The sequence below is a fragment of the Pseudomonas sp. PK-RTE-24 genome (assembly GCF_054052265.1).
Window position 1 is genome coordinate 4,536,285 of the sequence record NZ_CM133224.1, and the last position, 17,163, is coordinate 4,553,447.

At 60.8% G+C, this 17,163-nt stretch carries 10 protein-coding genes and 2 pseudogenes; all 12 read left to right on the forward strand.

Annotated elements, in window-relative coordinates; genetic code table 11:
- Positions 1-349 precede the first annotated feature (349 nt).
- Positions 350-1,432: pseudogene (locus ACV8MC_RS20335) on the forward strand (cache domain-containing protein); the annotation flags it as partial.
- 381 nt (positions 1,433-1,813) lie between these two features.
- A pseudogene (locus ACV8MC_RS20340) lies at positions 1,814-2,341 on the forward strand (methyl-accepting chemotaxis protein); the annotation flags it as partial.
- A 240-nt stretch (positions 2,342-2,581) separates the two neighbouring features.
- Positions 2,582-3,028, forward strand: coding sequence for a DUF411 domain-containing protein (locus tag ACV8MC_RS20345; RefSeq protein WP_236168868.1), 447 nt, complete (start codon positions 2,582-2,584; stop codon positions 3,026-3,028).
- Complete coding sequence (locus ACV8MC_RS20350) at positions 3,028-3,462, forward strand: YqaA family protein (RefSeq protein WP_056785840.1); 435 nt, start codon at positions 3,028-3,030, stop codon at positions 3,460-3,462. The genes ACV8MC_RS20345 and ACV8MC_RS20350 overlap by 1 nt, the downstream gene beginning before the upstream one ends.
- Before the next feature lie 86 nt (positions 3,463-3,548).
- The gene (locus tag ACV8MC_RS20355; protein WP_457263227.1) at positions 3,549-4,595 is read left to right on the forward strand and encodes an alpha/beta fold hydrolase; all 1,047 of its coding nucleotides are present in this window, start codon (positions 3,549-3,551) and stop codon (positions 4,593-4,595) included.
- Positions 4,596-4,607: 12 nt separating this feature from the next.
- Positions 4,608-5,561 (forward strand): D-2-hydroxyacid dehydrogenase family protein, encoded by a 954-nt coding sequence (locus tag ACV8MC_RS20360; protein ID WP_457263228.1) that lies wholly within the window; start codon positions 4,608-4,610, stop codon positions 5,559-5,561.
- A 590-nt stretch (positions 5,562-6,151) separates the two neighbouring features.
- Positions 6,152-7,738: a glycogen synthase GlgA gene (glgA, locus tag ACV8MC_RS20365; protein ID WP_016774645.1), complete on the forward strand. Its 1,587-nt coding sequence runs from the start codon at positions 6,152-6,154 to the stop codon at positions 7,736-7,738.
- 17 nt (positions 7,739-7,755) lie between these two features.
- The gene (gene treZ / locus ACV8MC_RS20370; RefSeq protein WP_457263230.1) at positions 7,756-9,558 is read left to right on the forward strand and encodes a malto-oligosyltrehalose trehalohydrolase; all 1,803 of its coding nucleotides are present in this window, start codon (positions 7,756-7,758) and stop codon (positions 9,556-9,558) included.
- Positions 9,555-11,633, forward strand: coding sequence for a 4-alpha-glucanotransferase (malQ, locus tag ACV8MC_RS20375; RefSeq protein ID WP_095179954.1), 2,079 nt, complete (start codon positions 9,555-9,557; stop codon positions 11,631-11,633). Before treZ ends, malQ begins: the two co-directional genes overlap by 4 nt.
- A complete protein-coding gene (locus ACV8MC_RS20380) occupies positions 11,630-14,404 on the forward strand; it encodes a malto-oligosyltrehalose synthase (RefSeq protein ID WP_457263232.1) in 2,775 nt (924 codons plus the stop codon). The genes malQ and ACV8MC_RS20380 overlap by 4 nt, the downstream gene beginning before the upstream one ends.
- 21 nt (positions 14,405-14,425) lie before the next feature.
- Complete coding sequence (locus tag ACV8MC_RS20385) at positions 14,426-14,764, forward strand: DUF2934 domain-containing protein (RefSeq protein ID WP_095179950.1); 339 nt, start codon at positions 14,426-14,428, stop codon at positions 14,762-14,764.
- A 239-nt stretch (positions 14,765-15,003) separates the two neighbouring features.
- Positions 15,004-17,163: a glycogen debranching protein GlgX gene (gene glgX, locus ACV8MC_RS20390; RefSeq protein ID WP_457263234.1), complete on the forward strand. Its 2,160-nt coding sequence runs from the start codon at positions 15,004-15,006 to the stop codon at positions 17,161-17,163.

Sequence of the window (17,163 nt, forward strand, 5' to 3'; positions counted from 1 at the left end):
GGATTCCTTGTGCGATGAGCATGAAATGTCCTTGTTCCAACCAATTGAATGGGCGCGAGTATCGGCCGATGCGCCTGATCGCACCAAGTCTTTTGTGCGCTTTTTTACAAATCTCGTACATTCGTGACACAAGCCTGCATCCCGTAAACATTGGTTCAGAGCCGTCATCTTGATGTAACAAACGTGGCGATCCGGGGGTTTGTACCCATCCCGATACCAACCGGTCATCGCCCAGCGTTGTTTCGGCGCGCAAGCACCTAAAGCTTCCGCCCGCAACGACGATACGCTGTGATACCCGCCCTGTTTTATTTCTGCCCTCCAACAAAAAAGCCGCTCAAGGATCAGTTCCATGCCCGCACTGCGCACTATTCAGGCTCGCTACACGCTGTTTCTGATTCTGTTCATACTGCTGTTGTCCGTGCTGACCGTGGTCGGCATCAGCCAACTGGTGGCACCGACCCTGCGCGATACCGAAGAGAAGGTCGTGCTCAACCGCATCGCCGAAGTCGCCGTGCAGATTCAGGGCGAACTGAACAAGGTCCAGGCGCAGCAACGCAGCATCACCCAGACCATCCCACTGCTCGACAGCGCCGCCATCGACGTGGTGCTGCCAGGGCTGGTGGATCAGTATGGCGAGCTGAAAGTCTTCGGCGGCGGCATCTGGCCGTTACCGGGCCAGCGTGAAGCCGGGCGCAACAAATTCAGCACTTTCTGGCACCGTGACGCCTCTGGCCAACTCAAGGTCAACACGTTCTGGAACAGCGATGCGGCGCCCAACTATTACGACCAGAGCTGGCACAAGGGCGGCATGGCCACTCCGCGCGGCCAGTGCGCGTGGGCCGCTGCCTATAAGGACGACGCCAGCGCCGAGCCGCGCACCAACTGCGCCATGGCGATCTACAAGAACGGCAGCGCCTGGGGCGTTTCGACCATCGACGTGACCCTGGGCTTCTTCAACGATTTGGTGGCGCGCAAGGAAAAGGACCTCAACGCCGAAATGCTCATCGTCGAGGCGGACGGCAAGATCATCAGCAACAGCTCGCGCATCAGCGGCCCGATCGTGCTGAAAAACATCAGCGAACTGGCGGCCAGCTCGACCTTCGTCAATCAGATCAAGACCGGCCTGCAGAATCGCGATACAGCGCAACGCGTCGAGTTCGATAACAACGGTGAAGATGCCACCTTCTTCATGCGCCCTATCGAGGGCACACCGTGGTTCCTCGCCACCGCCCTGCCGACCAAGATGCTCACTGCCCAGCGCGATGACGTGCTCCATAGCCTCAGCCTGATCCAGATTCCGCTGGTGATCCTGCTGGTGCTGTTGCAGGTTTACGCGATTCGTAAGCTGGTGCTGCGCATGAAAGCGCTGAAGGCCAACATTGACTCGCTGTCCAGCGGAGACGCCGATCTGACCCGCCGAATCACCATTCGCGCCGAAGACGAACTGGGCGCCATCGGTCACTCGGTCAACACCTTCATCGCCTATCTGCAGAACATGATCGGCGAAGTCACCCAGGCCACCGGCGCCATGGCTTCCAGCCTCGACAACCTGCAGCGCACCTCGGCACATACCGGCCAGATTCTGCTGCGTCACGCTTCGGAAACCGATCAGACCGTCACCGCCATCAACGAAATGAGCTCGACTGCTGAAAGCGTCGCGCAAAACGCCGCTGAAACCGCTGCATTCACCCAGCGTGCCAATGAGAACGCAGACCGCTCGCGCGTCGTGGTGGGTGAAGCGACCAACAGCGTGGTCGCGCTGATCGACGAAGTGGCCAGCGCTACACACAAAGTTGAAAACATGCAGCAGGACGCCCAGCGCATCACCGAAATCCTCGGCGTCATCGGCGCGATTGCCGGGCAGACCAACCTGCTCGCCCTCAACGCGGCGATTGAGGCGGCACGTGCCGGTGAACAGGGTCGCGGCTTTGCGGTGGTGGCGGATGAAGTCCGCGCCCTCGCCGCCCGCACTCAGGCCAGCACCTCGGAAATCAACGAAATGTTGACCCGTCTGACCCAAGGCGTGAGTTCGTCGGTCAGCGCCATGGAAAACACCCAGGCCAGTTGCCAGTCCGCTGCTGACGCCACCGCCCGAGTCAACTCGGGGCTGGACGAAATGGCCGGTTCGGTCAGCCATATCAACAGCCTCAGCACGCAGATCGCCACCGCCGCCGAACAGCAAAGCGCAGTGACCGAAGAGATCAACCGCAGCATGGTGCAGATTCGCCACATGGTCGATGAACTGGTGCAGAGCGGCCAGGCCAGCGAGCTGAATACCCGCCAGTTGCTCGAAGCCAATAGCCGCGTGAGCGCGATCATGGGGCGGTTCAAGGTCAGTTAAGCCAACCGCGACCACGGGGATTTCGGCCTTTACGCCAATCCCCTGTGGGAGCGAGCCTGCTCGCGAAAGCGATTTTTCAGTCACTGTATCTGCGGCTGGTCAACCGCATTCGCGAGCAGGCTCGCTCCCACATTGGTTCGGCTGTCTTGTAGCAACTGGAAACACTCAGTTGATGCCGGGATGGAAAAACCGGTCAAAATGCGTTCTTGCTGACCTACACCGAGTCGAGAGCCCATTCCCATGCGAAGCCAACTGCGTCTGCTCGCCCTGAGCGCCCTGTTCACCTCCTCCCTGGCGCAAGCCGCCGAACTGATCCCGATCGAAGTGCACCGCGATGCCAATTGCGGCTGCTGCAAAAAGTGGATCAGCCATCTCGAAGCCAATGGCTTCAAAGTCGAAGATCACGTCGAAAGCGACATGAGCAGCTTTAAACAGCAGCACGGCGTACCACCGCGTCTGGCGTCCTGCCACACCGCGATCATCAATGGCAAATTCGTCGAAGGCCATGTGCCGGCCGATCAGGTGCTTGCGTTGAGCAAGCGCGACGATCTGCTGGGTGTGGCTGCACCGGGCATGCCAATGGGCTCGCCGGGCATGGAAATGGACGGCATGAGCGATGCGTACCAAGTGATCGGCCTGAAGAAGGACGGCGCCGACGTGGTGGTGGCGGACTACCCGGCCCGTTGATGGGGGCAGCCTACTTCGGCCTGTTCTTTGCTGCGTTTGGCGCGGCGACATTGTTGCCGTTGCAGTCCGAGGCGCTGCTGGTCGGCCTGATCGTCAGCGAGCGTTACTGGCTGTGGGGTTTGCTCGCGGTAGCGACGCTGGGCAACGTACTCGGCTCGCTGGTCAACTGGTGGCTGGGCCGTGGCATCGAGCGCTTTCAGGATCGACGCTGGTTTCCGGTCAGCCATGGGCATATGGCCAAGGCACGCAAGCACTATGAGCGCTATGGGCATTGGTCGCTGCTGCTCAGTTGGCTGCCGGTGATCGGCGATCCGCTGACCTTGATAGCAGGCGTCATGCGCGAACCGCTCGGGCGCTTTCTGTTGATCGTGACGCTGGCCAAAGGCGCGCGCTATGGCGTGCTGGCCTTGCTGACACTTGGCTGGCTAGGTTGAACCAACCCTCAGTGTGATTGCCTTTGTTTAACGTCGGCGTAATCCCGACCTTCCAGAGTCGGCCAATTTTCAAGGAGTTTGTGCTTATGTCCGTCACGCTTTCCCGCTGGCTGCCCGGCCTCGTCCTCAGCGCTGCCTTGCCATTAATGGCGCACGCAGCCACTGAAACCGCCCCCGCCGAAGGGCCTGCCTACGGCCCGGAGCTGCAAGGCTTCCAATACCCCTACACGCTTAAACACTTCGCCTTCGAATCCCAGGGCCAGAAACTGCAAATGGGTTACATGGATGTCGCCGCCAATGGCAAGGCCAACGGCCGCACCGTGGTGCTGATGCACGGCAAGAATTTCTGCGCAGCGACCTGGGACAGTTCGATCAAAGCCCTGAGCGACGCCGGCTACCGCGTGATTGCGCCGGACCAGATCGGTTTCTGTACCTCCAGCAAACCTGCGCACTATCAATACAGCTTCCAGCAACTGGCCACCAACACCCAGCAATTGCTCAAGGCGTTGGGCATTCAGAAAGCCACCCTGCTCGGCCACTCCACCGGCGGCATGCTCGCCACCCGTTATGCGCTGCTGTTCCCTGAGCAGGTCGATCAACTGGCAATGGTCAACCCGATCGGTCTGGAAGACTGGAAAGCCCTCGGCGTTCCGTATCGCACCGTCGATCAATGGTATCAGCGTGAGTTGAAGGTCACGGCCAAGGGCATTCGCGACTATGAGCGCACCACCTATTACGACGGCCGCTGGAAGCCGGAATTCGATCGTTGGGTCGACATGCTCGCCGGCCTGAGCAACGGTCCGGGCAAGACCCAGGTTGCGTGGAACTCGGCGCTGATCTACGACATGATCTTCACCCAGCCGGTGTACTACGAGTTCAAAGACCTGAAGATGCCGACCCTGTTGCTGATCGGCACCTCCGACACCACCGCCATCGGCAAGGACCTCGCGCCGCCGGAAGTGAAAGCCAAAATCGGTCATTACGAGGTGCTTGGCAAACAGGTCGCCAAGCTGATTCCGCAGTCGACGCTGATTGAATTCCCGGGCATGGGTCATGCGCCGCAAATGGAAGAACCGGAGAAATTCCATCAGGCGCTGCTTGGCTGGCTGGGCAAGACTCCTTCCGCTCCTTGATGAGGCAAGCCGATGACGGTGCAGATTGCAGTGATCGATGACTGGCAGGACGTGGCCCGCGACGTGGTCGACTGGTCCGCGCTCGAGGGCATCGGTGAAGTAACCTTTGTGCATGATTACCCGGCCGACAACGCCACACTGGCCGAGCGCCTTGGCAAGTACGAGGTGATCTGCGTCATGCGCGAACGCACGCGCTTCGACGCCGATTTGCTCGGGCGCTTGCCCAATCTGAAGTTGCTGGCCACCGGCGGCATGCGCAATGCCGCGCTGGACATACCGGCCGCAGCAGCTCTGGGCATCAAGGTCTGCGGCACCGATAGCTACAAACACGCCGCGCCGGAACTGACCTGGGCGCTGATCATGGCGGCCACCCGTGATCTGGTGAAGGAAGCCAATGCGCTGCGGGCCGGCCAGTGGCAGCAGGGCCTCGGCGGCGATCTGCATGGCAAGACCCTGGGTATTCTCGGTTTGGGCAGCATCGGCCAGCGGGTCGCGCAATTCGGTCAGGTGTTCGGCATGCGGGTGATCGCCTGGAGCGAAAACCTCACCGCCGAACGCGCTGAACAGGCCGGCGTGACGTACGTCAGCAAGCAACAACTGTTCGAGCAGGCCGACGTACTGTCGGTGCATCTGGTGCTCAGTGAACGCAGTCGCGGTCTGGTTGATGCCCAGGCGCTGGACTGGATGAAACCGAGCGCGCTTTTGGTCAACACCGCTCGCGGGCCGATCGTCGATGAAGCGGCGTTGATCAAGGCGCTACAGAAACGGCGCATTGCCGGGGCAGCGCTGGACGTATTCGAGCAAGAGCCTTTGCCGGCCCTGCACCCGTTTCGCACGCTGGACAATGTCCTCGCCACGCCGCATGTGGGCTATGTCAGCCGGCAGAATTACGAACAGTTCTTCCGGCAGATGATCGAGGATATTCAGGGTTGGGCAGCTGGGGAGCCGGTGCGTCTGTTGAACTGAGCCCATCACTTTAAAGTTGAGTTGCTTCAACCGCCCTCTTCGCGAGCAGGCTCGCTCCCACAGGTTGTACGCGTTCCAATGTGGGAGCGAGCCTGCTCGCGAAGAGGTCATCTCAGATACCACTCTGCAATACGCTCGCACCACAACGGTGCAACTCGCCCTTCCCCTAGCACAAAACCGTGACTACCCAGTCACTGTGTTGGCCCACTCCGTCCAAAAAACATGCCCTTCGTCGGAGCGTTTTCCCTCCTGAACCCTCGCTAACATCCCGACACAACCGATTGTCGAACAATTTACCCATTTGCCCTAACCCGCTCTAGGATCTGGCCTAGACTGATTTTTCAGTGGCCAAACCACTCGGTCATACCGACGAAAAAAAGTCGAAACTTTTGCTTCACGCCACAGGTCATCAGAACAACTGGGCGAAAGCGACTGGTGTAATCCTTGCAACGGCCTCACCACCCATTCTGCTTGCGCGTGTTGGGTCAGCATTTGCTCACCGATGCGTGGCGCCTTTGCGCCCGGCCACAGGACTTGGCCACGAAACAGCTTGTTCGAGACAAGAATCAGATCACACACGGGAGATACATATGATCAGTGCGGCATTGGATATTCAGGGAGAGCGTGCTCACCAGTCGCTTGGAGAATCGAGCACCATCAGTGTTCCCGGCAGCCGACAGATCAACGTACCCGGCACCAAGACGCTTGCTCCGGTAGCAAGCCAGAATCCCAACAAGAAAAAAGTGTTGTTCGTGACCTCTGAGATCGCCGATCTGGTCAAGACCGGTGGCCTCGGTGATGTCTCCGCCGCCCTGCCCCGGGCGATGGCCCACCTGCATGACGTGCGGGTTTTGATTCCCGGGTATCCGCAAGTGGTGCACAGCGAAAACCCGATTCACATCATCGGCGAGCTGGGTGGCCACGCCGCGCTGCCACCTTGCAAGATCGGGCGCATGGACATGCCCGATGGCCTGGTGATCTACGTGTTGATCTGCCCTGAACTCTACGAGCGTGAAGGCGGCCCTTACGGCGCCAACAACGGTCGCGACTGGCCGGACAACCATATCCGCTTCGCCCGTCTCGGCCTGGCTGCTGCCGACATCGCCGCCAACCTTGCGCAAATCCACTGGCGCCCGGATCTGGTGCACGCCCATGACTGGCCGGCTGGCCTCGCGCCCGCTTATATGCACTGGCGCGGGCAGCGCACGCCAACGCTGTTCACCATTCACAACCTTGCCTACCAGGGCGTGACCAGCCTCGGTTCCTGCCCGGAGCTGGGGATTCCCACCCATGCCCTGCAACAGGAAGGCATGGAGTTCTACGGCAAGATGTCGTTCCTCAAGGCCGGCATGGCCTATTCGAGCCACATCACCACGGTCAGCGCGACGTATGCGCAGGAAATCACCACGCCTGATTTCGGTTGCGGCCTCGACGGTTTCCTTGCCGCCAAGACCCAGCAAGGCCTGCTCAGCGGTATCCCGAACGGCATCGACGAGAGCTGGGATTCGGCGACCGACCCGCACCTGTTTGCCCCGTTCGCCATCGGCGACTGGGAAGGCAAAGCGGTCAATGCCGCCCATGTCCGTGAGTTGTTCGGCTTGAATGACTCCACCGGTCCGCTGTTCGCCGTGGTTTCGCGCCTGGTCTATCAGAAAGGTCTGGACCTCACCGAAGCGGTGTCCGAGTTCATCGTGCAGAACGGTGGTCAGATCGCGATCATCGGTCGCGGCGAGCCGGAAGAAGAGCAAGCCATGCGTGAACTGGCCCTGCGCTTTCCTGGCCAGATCGGCGTGCGCATCGGCTTCAACGAGACCGATGCACGACGCATGTTCGCCGGCAGCGATTTCCTGTTGATGCCGTCGCGCTACGAGCCTTGCGGCCTGAGCCAGATGTACGCCCAGCGTTTCGGCTCGCTGCCGGTCGCGCGCAACACCGGCGGCCTGGCCGACACCATTGAAAACGGCGTCACCGGTTTCCTCTTCGATGAGTCCACCGTTGATAGCTACAAGGAAGCCCTGAGCCGCGCGTTCAAGGTCTTCGCCTTCCCGGAATTGCTCAATGCCATGCGTTGCCGGGCCATGGCTGCACCGTTCAACTGGAGCAAAGCGGTTGAACCGTACGCCGAACTTTACGAACAACTGGTCGCCAAGGCGTTGGGTAAAGCCAGCCACAAATAACCAGGGAGTTGCAGAAAATGCCGTCAAGGACCCAAGAAACCTGGCCCCACGGCGCGATCATGCTGGATGCCGAGCACACGCAATTTGCGTTGTGGGCGCCTGACGCGTTCTACGTCAGTGTGGAACTGGAAGATGGAAAATCGTTGCCCATGCTGCCCCAGGGCGACGGTTGGTTTGTAATCAAGGCCAATTGCCCGGCGGGCAGTCGCTACCGTTACTGCATCGATGGCGAACTGGAGGTGCCGGACCCGGCCTCCAGAGCGCAGGATGGTGACCTTGACCGCCACAGCGTGGTGGTCGACCCCCATGCCTATCAATGGCGGCACACGACCTGGAATGGTCGGCCGTGGAGCGAAGCGGTGATTTACGAGATGCACGTCGGTGCGCTCGGTGGATTTGCCGAAGTCGAACAGCATATGGCGCGGCTGGTGGCGCTGGGCATCACCGCGATCGAACTGATGCCGCTGGCGCAATTTCCCGGTGATCGCAACTGGGGTTACGACGGGGTGCTGCCCTACGCGCCTCAAGCCTCCTACGGCACCCCCGAACAACTCAAACACCTGATCGACACCGCCCACGGCCATGGCCTGGCGGTGATTCTCGACGTCGTCTACAACCACTTCGGCCCCGACGGCAACTATCTGCATCGTTACGCCAAAGGCTTTTTCCGCGAGGACAAGCACACACCTTGGGGCGCGGCGATCGATTTCCGCCGCCCGGAAGTGCGCGAGTTCTTCATTGAGAATGCACTGATGTGGCTGCTCGAATACCGTTTCGACGGCCTGCGTCTGGATGCGGTGCACGCAATTGAAGACCCGGATTTCCTCAGCGATCTGGCCCGGCGCATTCGCCAGCAGATCGACCCGACCCGGCACGTCTGGCTGACCGTCGAAAACGAGCTGAACCAGTCGAGCCTGCTGGAAAACGATTACGACGCGCAATGGAACGATGACGGTCATAACGCGTTGCACGTGCTGCTGACCGGCGAAACCGACGCCTATTACGCCGACTATGCCGCGCAGCCCACCGAGCAACTGGTGCGCTGCCTGAGTCAGGGCTTCGTGTTCCAGGGCCACATCACTCGCCATGGCGAACCTCGGGGCGAGCCGAGCGAACATCTGCCCTCCACCGCTTTCGTGTTGTTCCTGCAGAACCATGACCAGATCGGCAACCGCGCGTTTGGCGAACGTCTGCATCAGCTTGCCGACCCGCGTGCGGTGCAGGCGGCGACGGTGTTGTTGCTGCTGTCGCCGATGATTCCGCTGATGTTCATGGGCGACGAGTTTGCCGCCGAGCAACCGTTCCTGTTTTTCACCAGCCACCACGGTGAACTGGCGGAACTGGTGCGTGAAGGTCGGCGCAACGAGTTCGCCGCATTCAGTGCCTTTACCGATCCGCACAAGCGCGAACAGATCCCTGATCCAAATGCCGAAAGCACTTTCCACGCTTCGCAGCCGCGACTGTCCGGCAGCGGTACACCATTGCAACAGCAGACCCAAGAGCTCTACCGGCAACTGCTGAAGTTGCGCCATCAGTACATCATTCCTCATCTCTCCGGGACCCAGGCTCTGGGCGCGCAAATGCTCGGCTATGGAGCGGTCAGCGCGCGCTGGCGGCTGGGCAACGGCAGTGAGCTGCGAATTGACCTGAACCTCAGTGACACGCCAGTGGTCAACCCTGCACAGACCGATACGGAGTGGCTGTTTCAACAGCCAGCCGCGATCGAACTGTCGGACCCGAACCAACTGCCGGCGTACACAGCGCTCGTCAGCCTCACGGCCGCACCCCTTTTGCACCCCCTGGATGGAGAGCGCCTATGAGCGATGCGCAACTGGAAATACTCGCCAGTCGAGCCGGCCTTGCCGTCGACTGGATCGACGCCAACGGGCGTCAGCAAAAAGTCGCTCCCGCTGTGTTGCGCAATGTCCTGATCGGACTCGGCCACCCCGCCAGCACCGCGCAAGAAATCGATGCCAGCCTGTTGCAACTGCAAGAAGTCCAGCAAGACCGCCATCTGCCGCCCCTGCTGACCTGCGACGTTGGCGTTGCCCTCGACCTGAGTCGCTACTTCACACCGGAGACGCCCTGCGAGATTCATCTTGAAGACGGCTCGCAGATGAACCTCAAGCTGGACAACGAAGCCATGTTGCCCGGCTTGATTCCGGTCGGTTACCAGCAAGTGCACATCGGCGATCAGTATTTCACTCTCGCTGTGGCGCCTGAGCGTTGTTTCAGCGTTGGCGATGCGGTCGATAGCCCGATCCCGCGCGCCTGGGGTCTGAGCGCCCAGTTGTATTCGCTGCGCCGTCCGGGTGACGGTGGTTTCGGCGACACCCAGGCGCTGGAGGAATTGGTTCGTGTAGCGGGTGAACGCGGCGCCGATGCGCTGGCGATCAGTCCGATGCACGCGATGTTCAGCTCAGACAATGGCCGCTACAGCCCTTATTCGCCGTCCAGCCGCTTGTTTCTCAATTCACTGTACGCAGCGCCGGGCAGCATTCTCGGCGAGCGCGCATTGCGTGACGCAATCGATGCCAGTGGCCTGGCCGCGCAGTTCGACCAGTTGGAAAATCTCAAGCTGATCGACTGGCCTGCCGCCGCCCAAGCCAAGCAGAAACTGCTGCAAGCCTTATATGATGGTTTCGTCGCTGGCGAGCATCCGCTGCACGCCGACTTCGCCAGTTTCCGTCATGCCGGTGGCGAAGCGCTGGAGAATCATTGTCGCTTCGAAGCCATTCAGGAAATGCGCGCGGCCCGTGGCGAAAGCCTCGACTGGCGCGAATGGCCGGAGCACTGGCACGACCCGCGCGGCGCGGCGCTGGGCGCTTTTGCCGAAGAATATGCCGAGCGCATCGGTTATTTCGCCTTCTGCCAATGGCTGATCCATCGCTGCCTCGAGCGCGTTCAATCTGCCGCGCGCAGCGCCGGCATGGGCATTGGCCTGATCGCCGACCTCGCCGTCGGTGCTGACGGTGCCGGCAGTCAGGCCTGGAGTTTCCAGGATGAATTGCTCGCTTCGCTGACCGTAGGCGCTCCGCCGGACATCCTGAATCGCAGCGGCCAGGGTTGGGGGATTTCCGCCTTCTCGCCGGAAGGGTTGATCCGCAACGGTTTCCGTGCCTTCATCGAGATGCTGCGGGCCAACTTCGCCCACGCCGGAGGCCTGCGCATCGACCATGTCATGGGCCTGCAACGCCTGTGGGTGATTCCCAACGGCGCCGCCCCGGCCGATGGCGCCTATCTGTATTATCCGTTCGACGACATGCTGCGTCTGCTGGCCCTCGAGTCGCATCGGCATCAAGCCATCGTGCTCGGCGAAGACCTCGGCACCGTGCCGGAAGGCCTGCGGGAAAAGCTCGCCGCGCGCTCGATTCTCGGCATGCGCGTGCTGTTGTTCGAACAGGACAATACCCGCTTCAAACCGATTCTCGACTGGCCGGATGACGCGCTCGCCACCACCAGCACCCATGACCTGCCGACACTCAATGGCTGGTGGCATGGCCGCGATATCGACTGGAACGCGCGCCTCGGTCTGGTCGATGCCAACGGCGAAATCGACTGGCGCCGGCATCGCGAGCGTGAACGCGAAGGCCTGCGCGATGCGCTGCGTCAGGATCCGCAAAACTTTCGCGAAGAGTCCCACGAAGCCGATCAAGTGGTCGATGCCAGTGTGCGCTTCCTCGGCCACACCCGCGCGCCGCTGGTACTGCTGCCGCTGGAAGATGCCTTGGGTATCGATGAACAGCCGAATCTGCCTGGCACCACCGATTCACATCCGAACTGGTCGCGACGTTTGCCCGGTCCCAGCGAAGCGTTGCTGGACGGCCCCGATGCCGCCCGCCGCCTGGAACTGCTGGCCTGCGCGCGCCTTCAAGCCTCTGAGCGTGACCAATGAATCAACAGCAAATCCAGCCACTGCGCGCCACGTTGCGCCTGCAATTTCATAAAGGTTTTACCCTCGAACAAGCGGTGCCACTGGTGCCGTACTTTGCCCGACTCGGCATCAGCCATATCTACGCCTCGCCACTGCTGGCGGCGCGCGCCGGTTCCATGCATGGCTACGACGTGGTCGACCCGACCCAGGTCAATCCGGAGCTGGGCGGCGAGCCGGCATTGCGCCAACTGGTCAGCACCCTGCGTGAACACAACATGGGGCTGATTCTCGACATCGTGTCCAACCACATGGCCGTGGGCGGCAATGACAACCCGTGGTGGCTCGACCTGCTGGAATGGGGACGCCTGAGTCCGTACGGCGAATTCTTCGACATTCAGTGGCACTCGCCGGACCCGTTGATGGAAGGCCAATTGCTGCTGCCGTTTCTTGGCAGTGACTACGGGGTGGCGTTGCAGGAAGGCACACTCAAGCTCAAATTCAACGCGCAGACCGGGACTTTTTACGTCGAGCATTACGACCACCACTTCCCGATCTGCCCGAACAACTATGGCGAGCTGCTCAAGTCCGACGACACGCTGAAATCGCTGGCAGATCGCTTCAGTACGCTCAGTTACCAGACCGATGCTCACTCGCTGGCGATCCCGCTGAAGCAGGAGTTGCGAGAGCTGGCAAGCGATCCGCGTGTTCTGGCCACCATCGAAAGCAATGTCGCCCAATACGATTCCACCACTGACGAGGGCTTCCACAAGCTCCACGAGTTGCTCGAGCGGCAAAGCTATCGCCTGGCCAGTTGGCGCACGGCGGCGGACGACATCAACTGGCGGCGCTTCTTCGACATCAACGAGCTTGGCGGTCTGCGCGTGGAGCGCCCGGCAGTGTTCGAAGCAACCCACGGCAAGATCTTCCAATTGGTTGAAGAAGGTCTGGTCGACGGCCTGCGCATCGACCACATCGACGGCCTCGCCGACCCGCGTGGCTACTGCCGCAAGTTGCGTCGGCGTCTGGATCACTTGGCACCGGGACGTCATCTGCCGATCTATGTCGAGAAGATCCTCGGCGAGGGCGAAACCCTGCGCCGCGACTGGAGCGTCGACGGCACCACCGGTTACGAGTTCATGAATCAGCTGTCGCTGCTGCAACACGACCCGGACGGCGAACATGTCCTCGGCGAACTCTGGCAGCGCCGCACCGAGCGCCCGGCAGCGTTCATGGAAGAAGCGCAACTGGCCCGTCAGCAAATCCTCAATGGTTCGCTGGCCAGCGACTTCGAAAGTGTTGCCCAGGCGCTGCATCAGGTAGCACGTGATGACTTGATGACCCGCGACCTGACCCTGGGCGCGATTCGCCGCGTGCTGCATGCGTTGATCGTGCACTTCCCGGTTTATCGCACCTACATCAGCGCGATGGGCCGTTCCGAGCAGGACGAAGCGATTTTCCTGCACGCCATGGACGGTGCGCGGCAGACCCTCAGCGAAGCTGACTGGCCAGTGCTCGACTCGGTCGCCAGCTGGCTTGGCGGCACGCCATGGCGCCGCAAGCCACGGGGGCGCTCGCGCAAGATCCTCAAGCATGCCTGCGTGCGGTTCCAGCAACTGACCTCGCCCGCAGCTGCCAAAGCCGTGGAAGATACTGCGCTGTATCGCTCGGCGGTGCTGTTGTCGCGCAACGATGTCGGTTACAACACCGAGCAATTCAGTGCGCCGGTCAGCGAGTTCCACGAAGTCAATCAACAGCGCATGACGGAGTTTCCCGACAACCTTCTGGCGACTGCCACCCACGATCACAAGCGCGGTGAAGACACTCGCGCCCGGCTGGCCGTACTCAGTGAGCGCAGCCATTGGTACGCCGATCAGGTCGAACTGTGGCGCGCCCTCGCCCGCCCGGTGCGCATCGAAGATGACGCGCCTTCCGCTGGCGACGAACTGATCCTCTATCAGGCATTGCTCGGCAGTTGGCCGCTGGACCTGCAGGACGACGACAAGGCCGGTTTCGCCGATTACGCCAAGCGCATCTGGCAGTGGCAACAGAAAGCCCTGCGCGAAGCCAAGCTGCAAAGCAGCTGGAGCGCGCCGAATGAAGCCTATGAAAACGCGGCCCAGGCTTTCACGGAGAAGCTGCTGACCGGTGAAGAAGGCGAGTTGCTGCGTGCGGCGCTGAGCAAGACCGTCAACAGCATCGCCGCTGCCGGCGCGCTCAACGGGCTGGCGCAAACCTTGCTGCGCATGACCGTGCCGGGTGTGCCGGATCTGTACCAGGGCAACGAGTACTGGGACTTCAGTCTGGTAGACCCGGACAACCGCCGCCCGGTGGATTACGCCGCACGCGAGCAAGCGTTGCAGGCATCCGTGCCGGGTACCGAGCTGCTTAAGGACTGGCGTGACGGGCGCATCAAACAGGCGCTGATCAGTGAGGTGTTGAACCTGCGCAAGGAACACGGCGAGCTGTTCCGCCGTGGCGATTACCAGCCATTGGAAGTATTGGGCAGTCAGGCGCACAACGTCTTGGCATTCGCGCGTGAACACGAAGGCGCGCGGGCCATTGTCGTAGTGCCGGTGCGTTGCGCAACGTTGCTGGAAAACAGTGCCATCCCGCAGGTCGATGCGCTGCGCTGGGGCGATACGCGGGTGGTTTTACCGTCTGCCGCTTCGGATGCAAACCTGAAGGGACTTTTTGCTAGCAGCGTAGTCACACACAACAGGGAGCTGAATGTCAGCGAAGCGCTGGGGGATGTCCCGGTCAATCTCTTTATCCAACACTTAACACAAGCATGAGTTCAGTTCAGGAGCATTGCGATGAGCACCGACGATAAACGCATTCGCGAATTCGCCTATCAGATCTGGGAGTCGGAAGGGAAACCTGAAGGCCACGAAGAACGTCATTGGGAAATGGCGCGCAAGTTGGCCGAGGCCGAAGCGCTGGCACCCAAGAAGCCACCCAAGGCGGCTGGCAGCAAAGTGGCTGGCAAGACTACAGCGGCAACAGCGAAAAGCACCGACGGCAAGACACCGGCAGCCGCCAAAGCCAAACCAGCGGCGAAAGCCAAGCCTGCGGCCACGGCCAAAGTAGTCCCGCCGGGCGAAAAGGCTGCCGAGAAAAAGCCGCGAGCCGCGAAGAAGCCTCCGGCGAACTGATCCGATCCATTTTTGAACTGAATGACTGTGTGGCGAGCGTGCTCGCCACAAGGGGCTCTTGCGCCCCGAAGAAAGCCCTTCTTGGGGCAAAACACACCACCCTGTGGGAGCGAGCCTGCTCGCGAAAGCGCTAGGTCAGTTGGTGAAAACGTCGAATGTACCGACGCTTTCGCGAGCAGGCTCGCTCCCACAAGGAAATCTCATTGCCTGAACTGTCCCGTTTTTTTGCAGGAGCAATCATGACCCGTCCAAAGAAAGCCGAACCCGCTGCGCACGCCGAGCCGTCGAGAATCCGTGAAGGCCTGCCCTTCCCGCTGGGTGCGACCTGGGATGGTCTGGGGGTGAACTTTGCTCTGTTTTCCGCCAACGCCACCAAGGTCGAGCTGTGCATTTTCGACGATGCCGGCGAAGTCGAACTCGAACGCATCGAGCTGCCGGAATACACCGATGAGATCTACCACGGCTACCTGCCGGATGCGCATCCTGGCTTGATCTACGGCTACCGCGTTTATGGTCCTTATGACCCGGCCAATGGTCACCGTTTCAACCACAACAAACTGCTGATCGACCCTTACGCCAAACAATTGGTCGGCGAGCTGAAATGGTCGGAGGCGCTGTTCGGCTACACCATCGGCCACCCCGACGTCGACCTCAGTTTCGACGAGCGTGACAGCGCGCCATTCGTGCCCAAGTGCAAGGTCATCGACCCGGCCCACACCTGGGGCAATGACCATCGCGTCAGCGTGCCGTGGGACAAGACCATCATTTACGAAACCCACGTGCGCGGCATCAGCATGCGTCATCCTTCGGTGCCGGAAAACCTGCGCGGCACCTTTGGCGGCTTGATGGTCGACGACGTGCTTGAGCACATTCGCAAGCTCGGTGTTTCGTCTGTCGAACTGCTGCCGATTCACGCCTTCGTCAACGATCAGCATCTGCTGCAAAAGGGCATGACCAACTATTGGGGCTATAACAGCATCGCGTTCTTCGCCCCGGACCCGCGTTATCTGGCCAGCGGCAAGATTGCCGAATTCAAGGAAATGGTCGCGCACCTGCACGATGCCAATCTCGAAGTCATTCTCGACGTGGTCTACAACCACACCGCCGAAGGTAACGAGCAAGGTCCGACCCTGTCGATGCGCGGTATCGACAACGCCTCCTACTACCGCTTGATGCCCGACGACAAGCGCTACTACATCAACGACTCCGGCACCGGTAACACCCTGGACCTGAGTCACCCATGCGTGCTGCAAATGGTCACTGACTCCCTGCGCTACTGGGCCAGTGAGATGCACGTCGATGGTTTCCGCTTCGACCTGGCAACCATTCTTGGCCGTTATCACGATGGTTTTGACGAGCGCCACAGCTTCCTCGTCGCTTGCCGTCAGGACCCGGTGCTGCGTCAGGTGAAAATGATCGCTGAGCCGTGGGACTGCGGTCCCGGCGGTTATCAGGTCGGCAACTTTCCGCCGGGCTGGGTTGAGTGGAACGACAAGTTCCGCGACACCGTGCGTGCGTTCTGGAAAGGTGACGACGCCCAGCTCGCCGATTTCGCCAGCCGCATGACCGCTTCGGGGGAGATGTTCAACCAGCGTGGGCGCCGGCCGTATTCGTCGGTGAACTTCATCACCGCCCACGACGGTTTCACCCTCAACGATCTGGTGTCGTACAACGACAAGCACAACGAAGCCAACGACGAGAACAATCAGGACGGCAGCAACAACAACCTGTCGTGGAACCACGGCGTCGAAGGCCCGACCGACGATCCGGAAATCAACGCTCTGCGCCACCGGCAGATGCGCAATTTCTTCGCCACTCTGCTGCTGGCCCAAGGTACGCCGATGATCGTCGCCGGTGACGAGTTCGCGCGCACGCAGGACGGCAACAACAATGCCTATTGCCAGGACAGCGAGATTGGCTGGGTCAACTGGGACCTGAGCGAGGACGGCAAGGCCCTGCTCAAGTTCGTCAAACGCCTGATCAAGCTGCGCCTGACTTATCCGATCCTGCGTCGTGGACGCTTCCTGGTCGGCGAGTACAACGAAGATATCGGCGTCAAGGACGTGACCTGGCTGGCACCAGACGCCACCGAAATGACCACCGAGCACTGGCACGATGCGCACAATCGCTGCCTCGGCATGCTGCTCGACGGTCGCGCGCAGGAAACCGGCATCCGTCGCAAAGGCGCCGACGCGACGCTGCTGCTGGTGGTCAACGCACACCATGACATCGTCAACTTCACCCTGCCGGAAGTACCGGATGGTGGCTTCTGGACGTGCATGATCGATACCAATCAGCCGTCGATTCGCGGCCAGGAACGCTTCGAATTCGGTCACGAGTATTCGGTGACCGGGCGTTCGTTGCTGTTGTTCGAACTGCAACGTGACGAAGAAGATTGA

Excerpts from the sequence above, each read along its gene's own strand:
- ACV8MC_RS20345 (WP_236168868.1), top strand. The coding sequence starts at position 2,582 with ATGCGAAGCCAACTGCGTCTGCTCGCCCTGAGCGCCCTGTTCACCTCC.
- ACV8MC_RS20350 (WP_056785840.1), top strand. The coding sequence starts at position 3,028 with ATGGGGGCAGCCTACTTCGGCCTGTTCTTTGCTGCGTTTGGCGCGGCG.
- ACV8MC_RS20355 (WP_457263227.1), top strand. The coding sequence starts at position 3,549 with ATGTCCGTCACGCTTTCCCGCTGGCTGCCCGGCCTCGTCCTCAGCGCT.
- ACV8MC_RS20360 (WP_457263228.1), top strand. The coding sequence starts at position 4,608 with ATGACGGTGCAGATTGCAGTGATCGATGACTGGCAGGACGTGGCCCGC.
- glgA (WP_016774645.1), top strand. The coding sequence starts at position 6,152 with ATGATCAGTGCGGCATTGGATATTCAGGGAGAGCGTGCTCACCAGTCG.
- treZ (WP_457263230.1), top strand. The coding sequence starts at position 7,756 with ATGCCGTCAAGGACCCAAGAAACCTGGCCCCACGGCGCGATCATGCTG.
- malQ (WP_095179954.1), top strand. The coding sequence starts at position 9,555 with ATGAGCGATGCGCAACTGGAAATACTCGCCAGTCGAGCCGGCCTTGCC.
- ACV8MC_RS20380 (WP_457263232.1), top strand. The coding sequence starts at position 11,630 with ATGAATCAACAGCAAATCCAGCCACTGCGCGCCACGTTGCGCCTGCAA.
- ACV8MC_RS20385 (WP_095179950.1), top strand. The coding sequence starts at position 14,426 with ATGAGCACCGACGATAAACGCATTCGCGAATTCGCCTATCAGATCTGG.
- glgX (WP_457263234.1), top strand. The coding sequence starts at position 15,004 with ATGACCCGTCCAAAGAAAGCCGAACCCGCTGCGCACGCCGAGCCGTCG.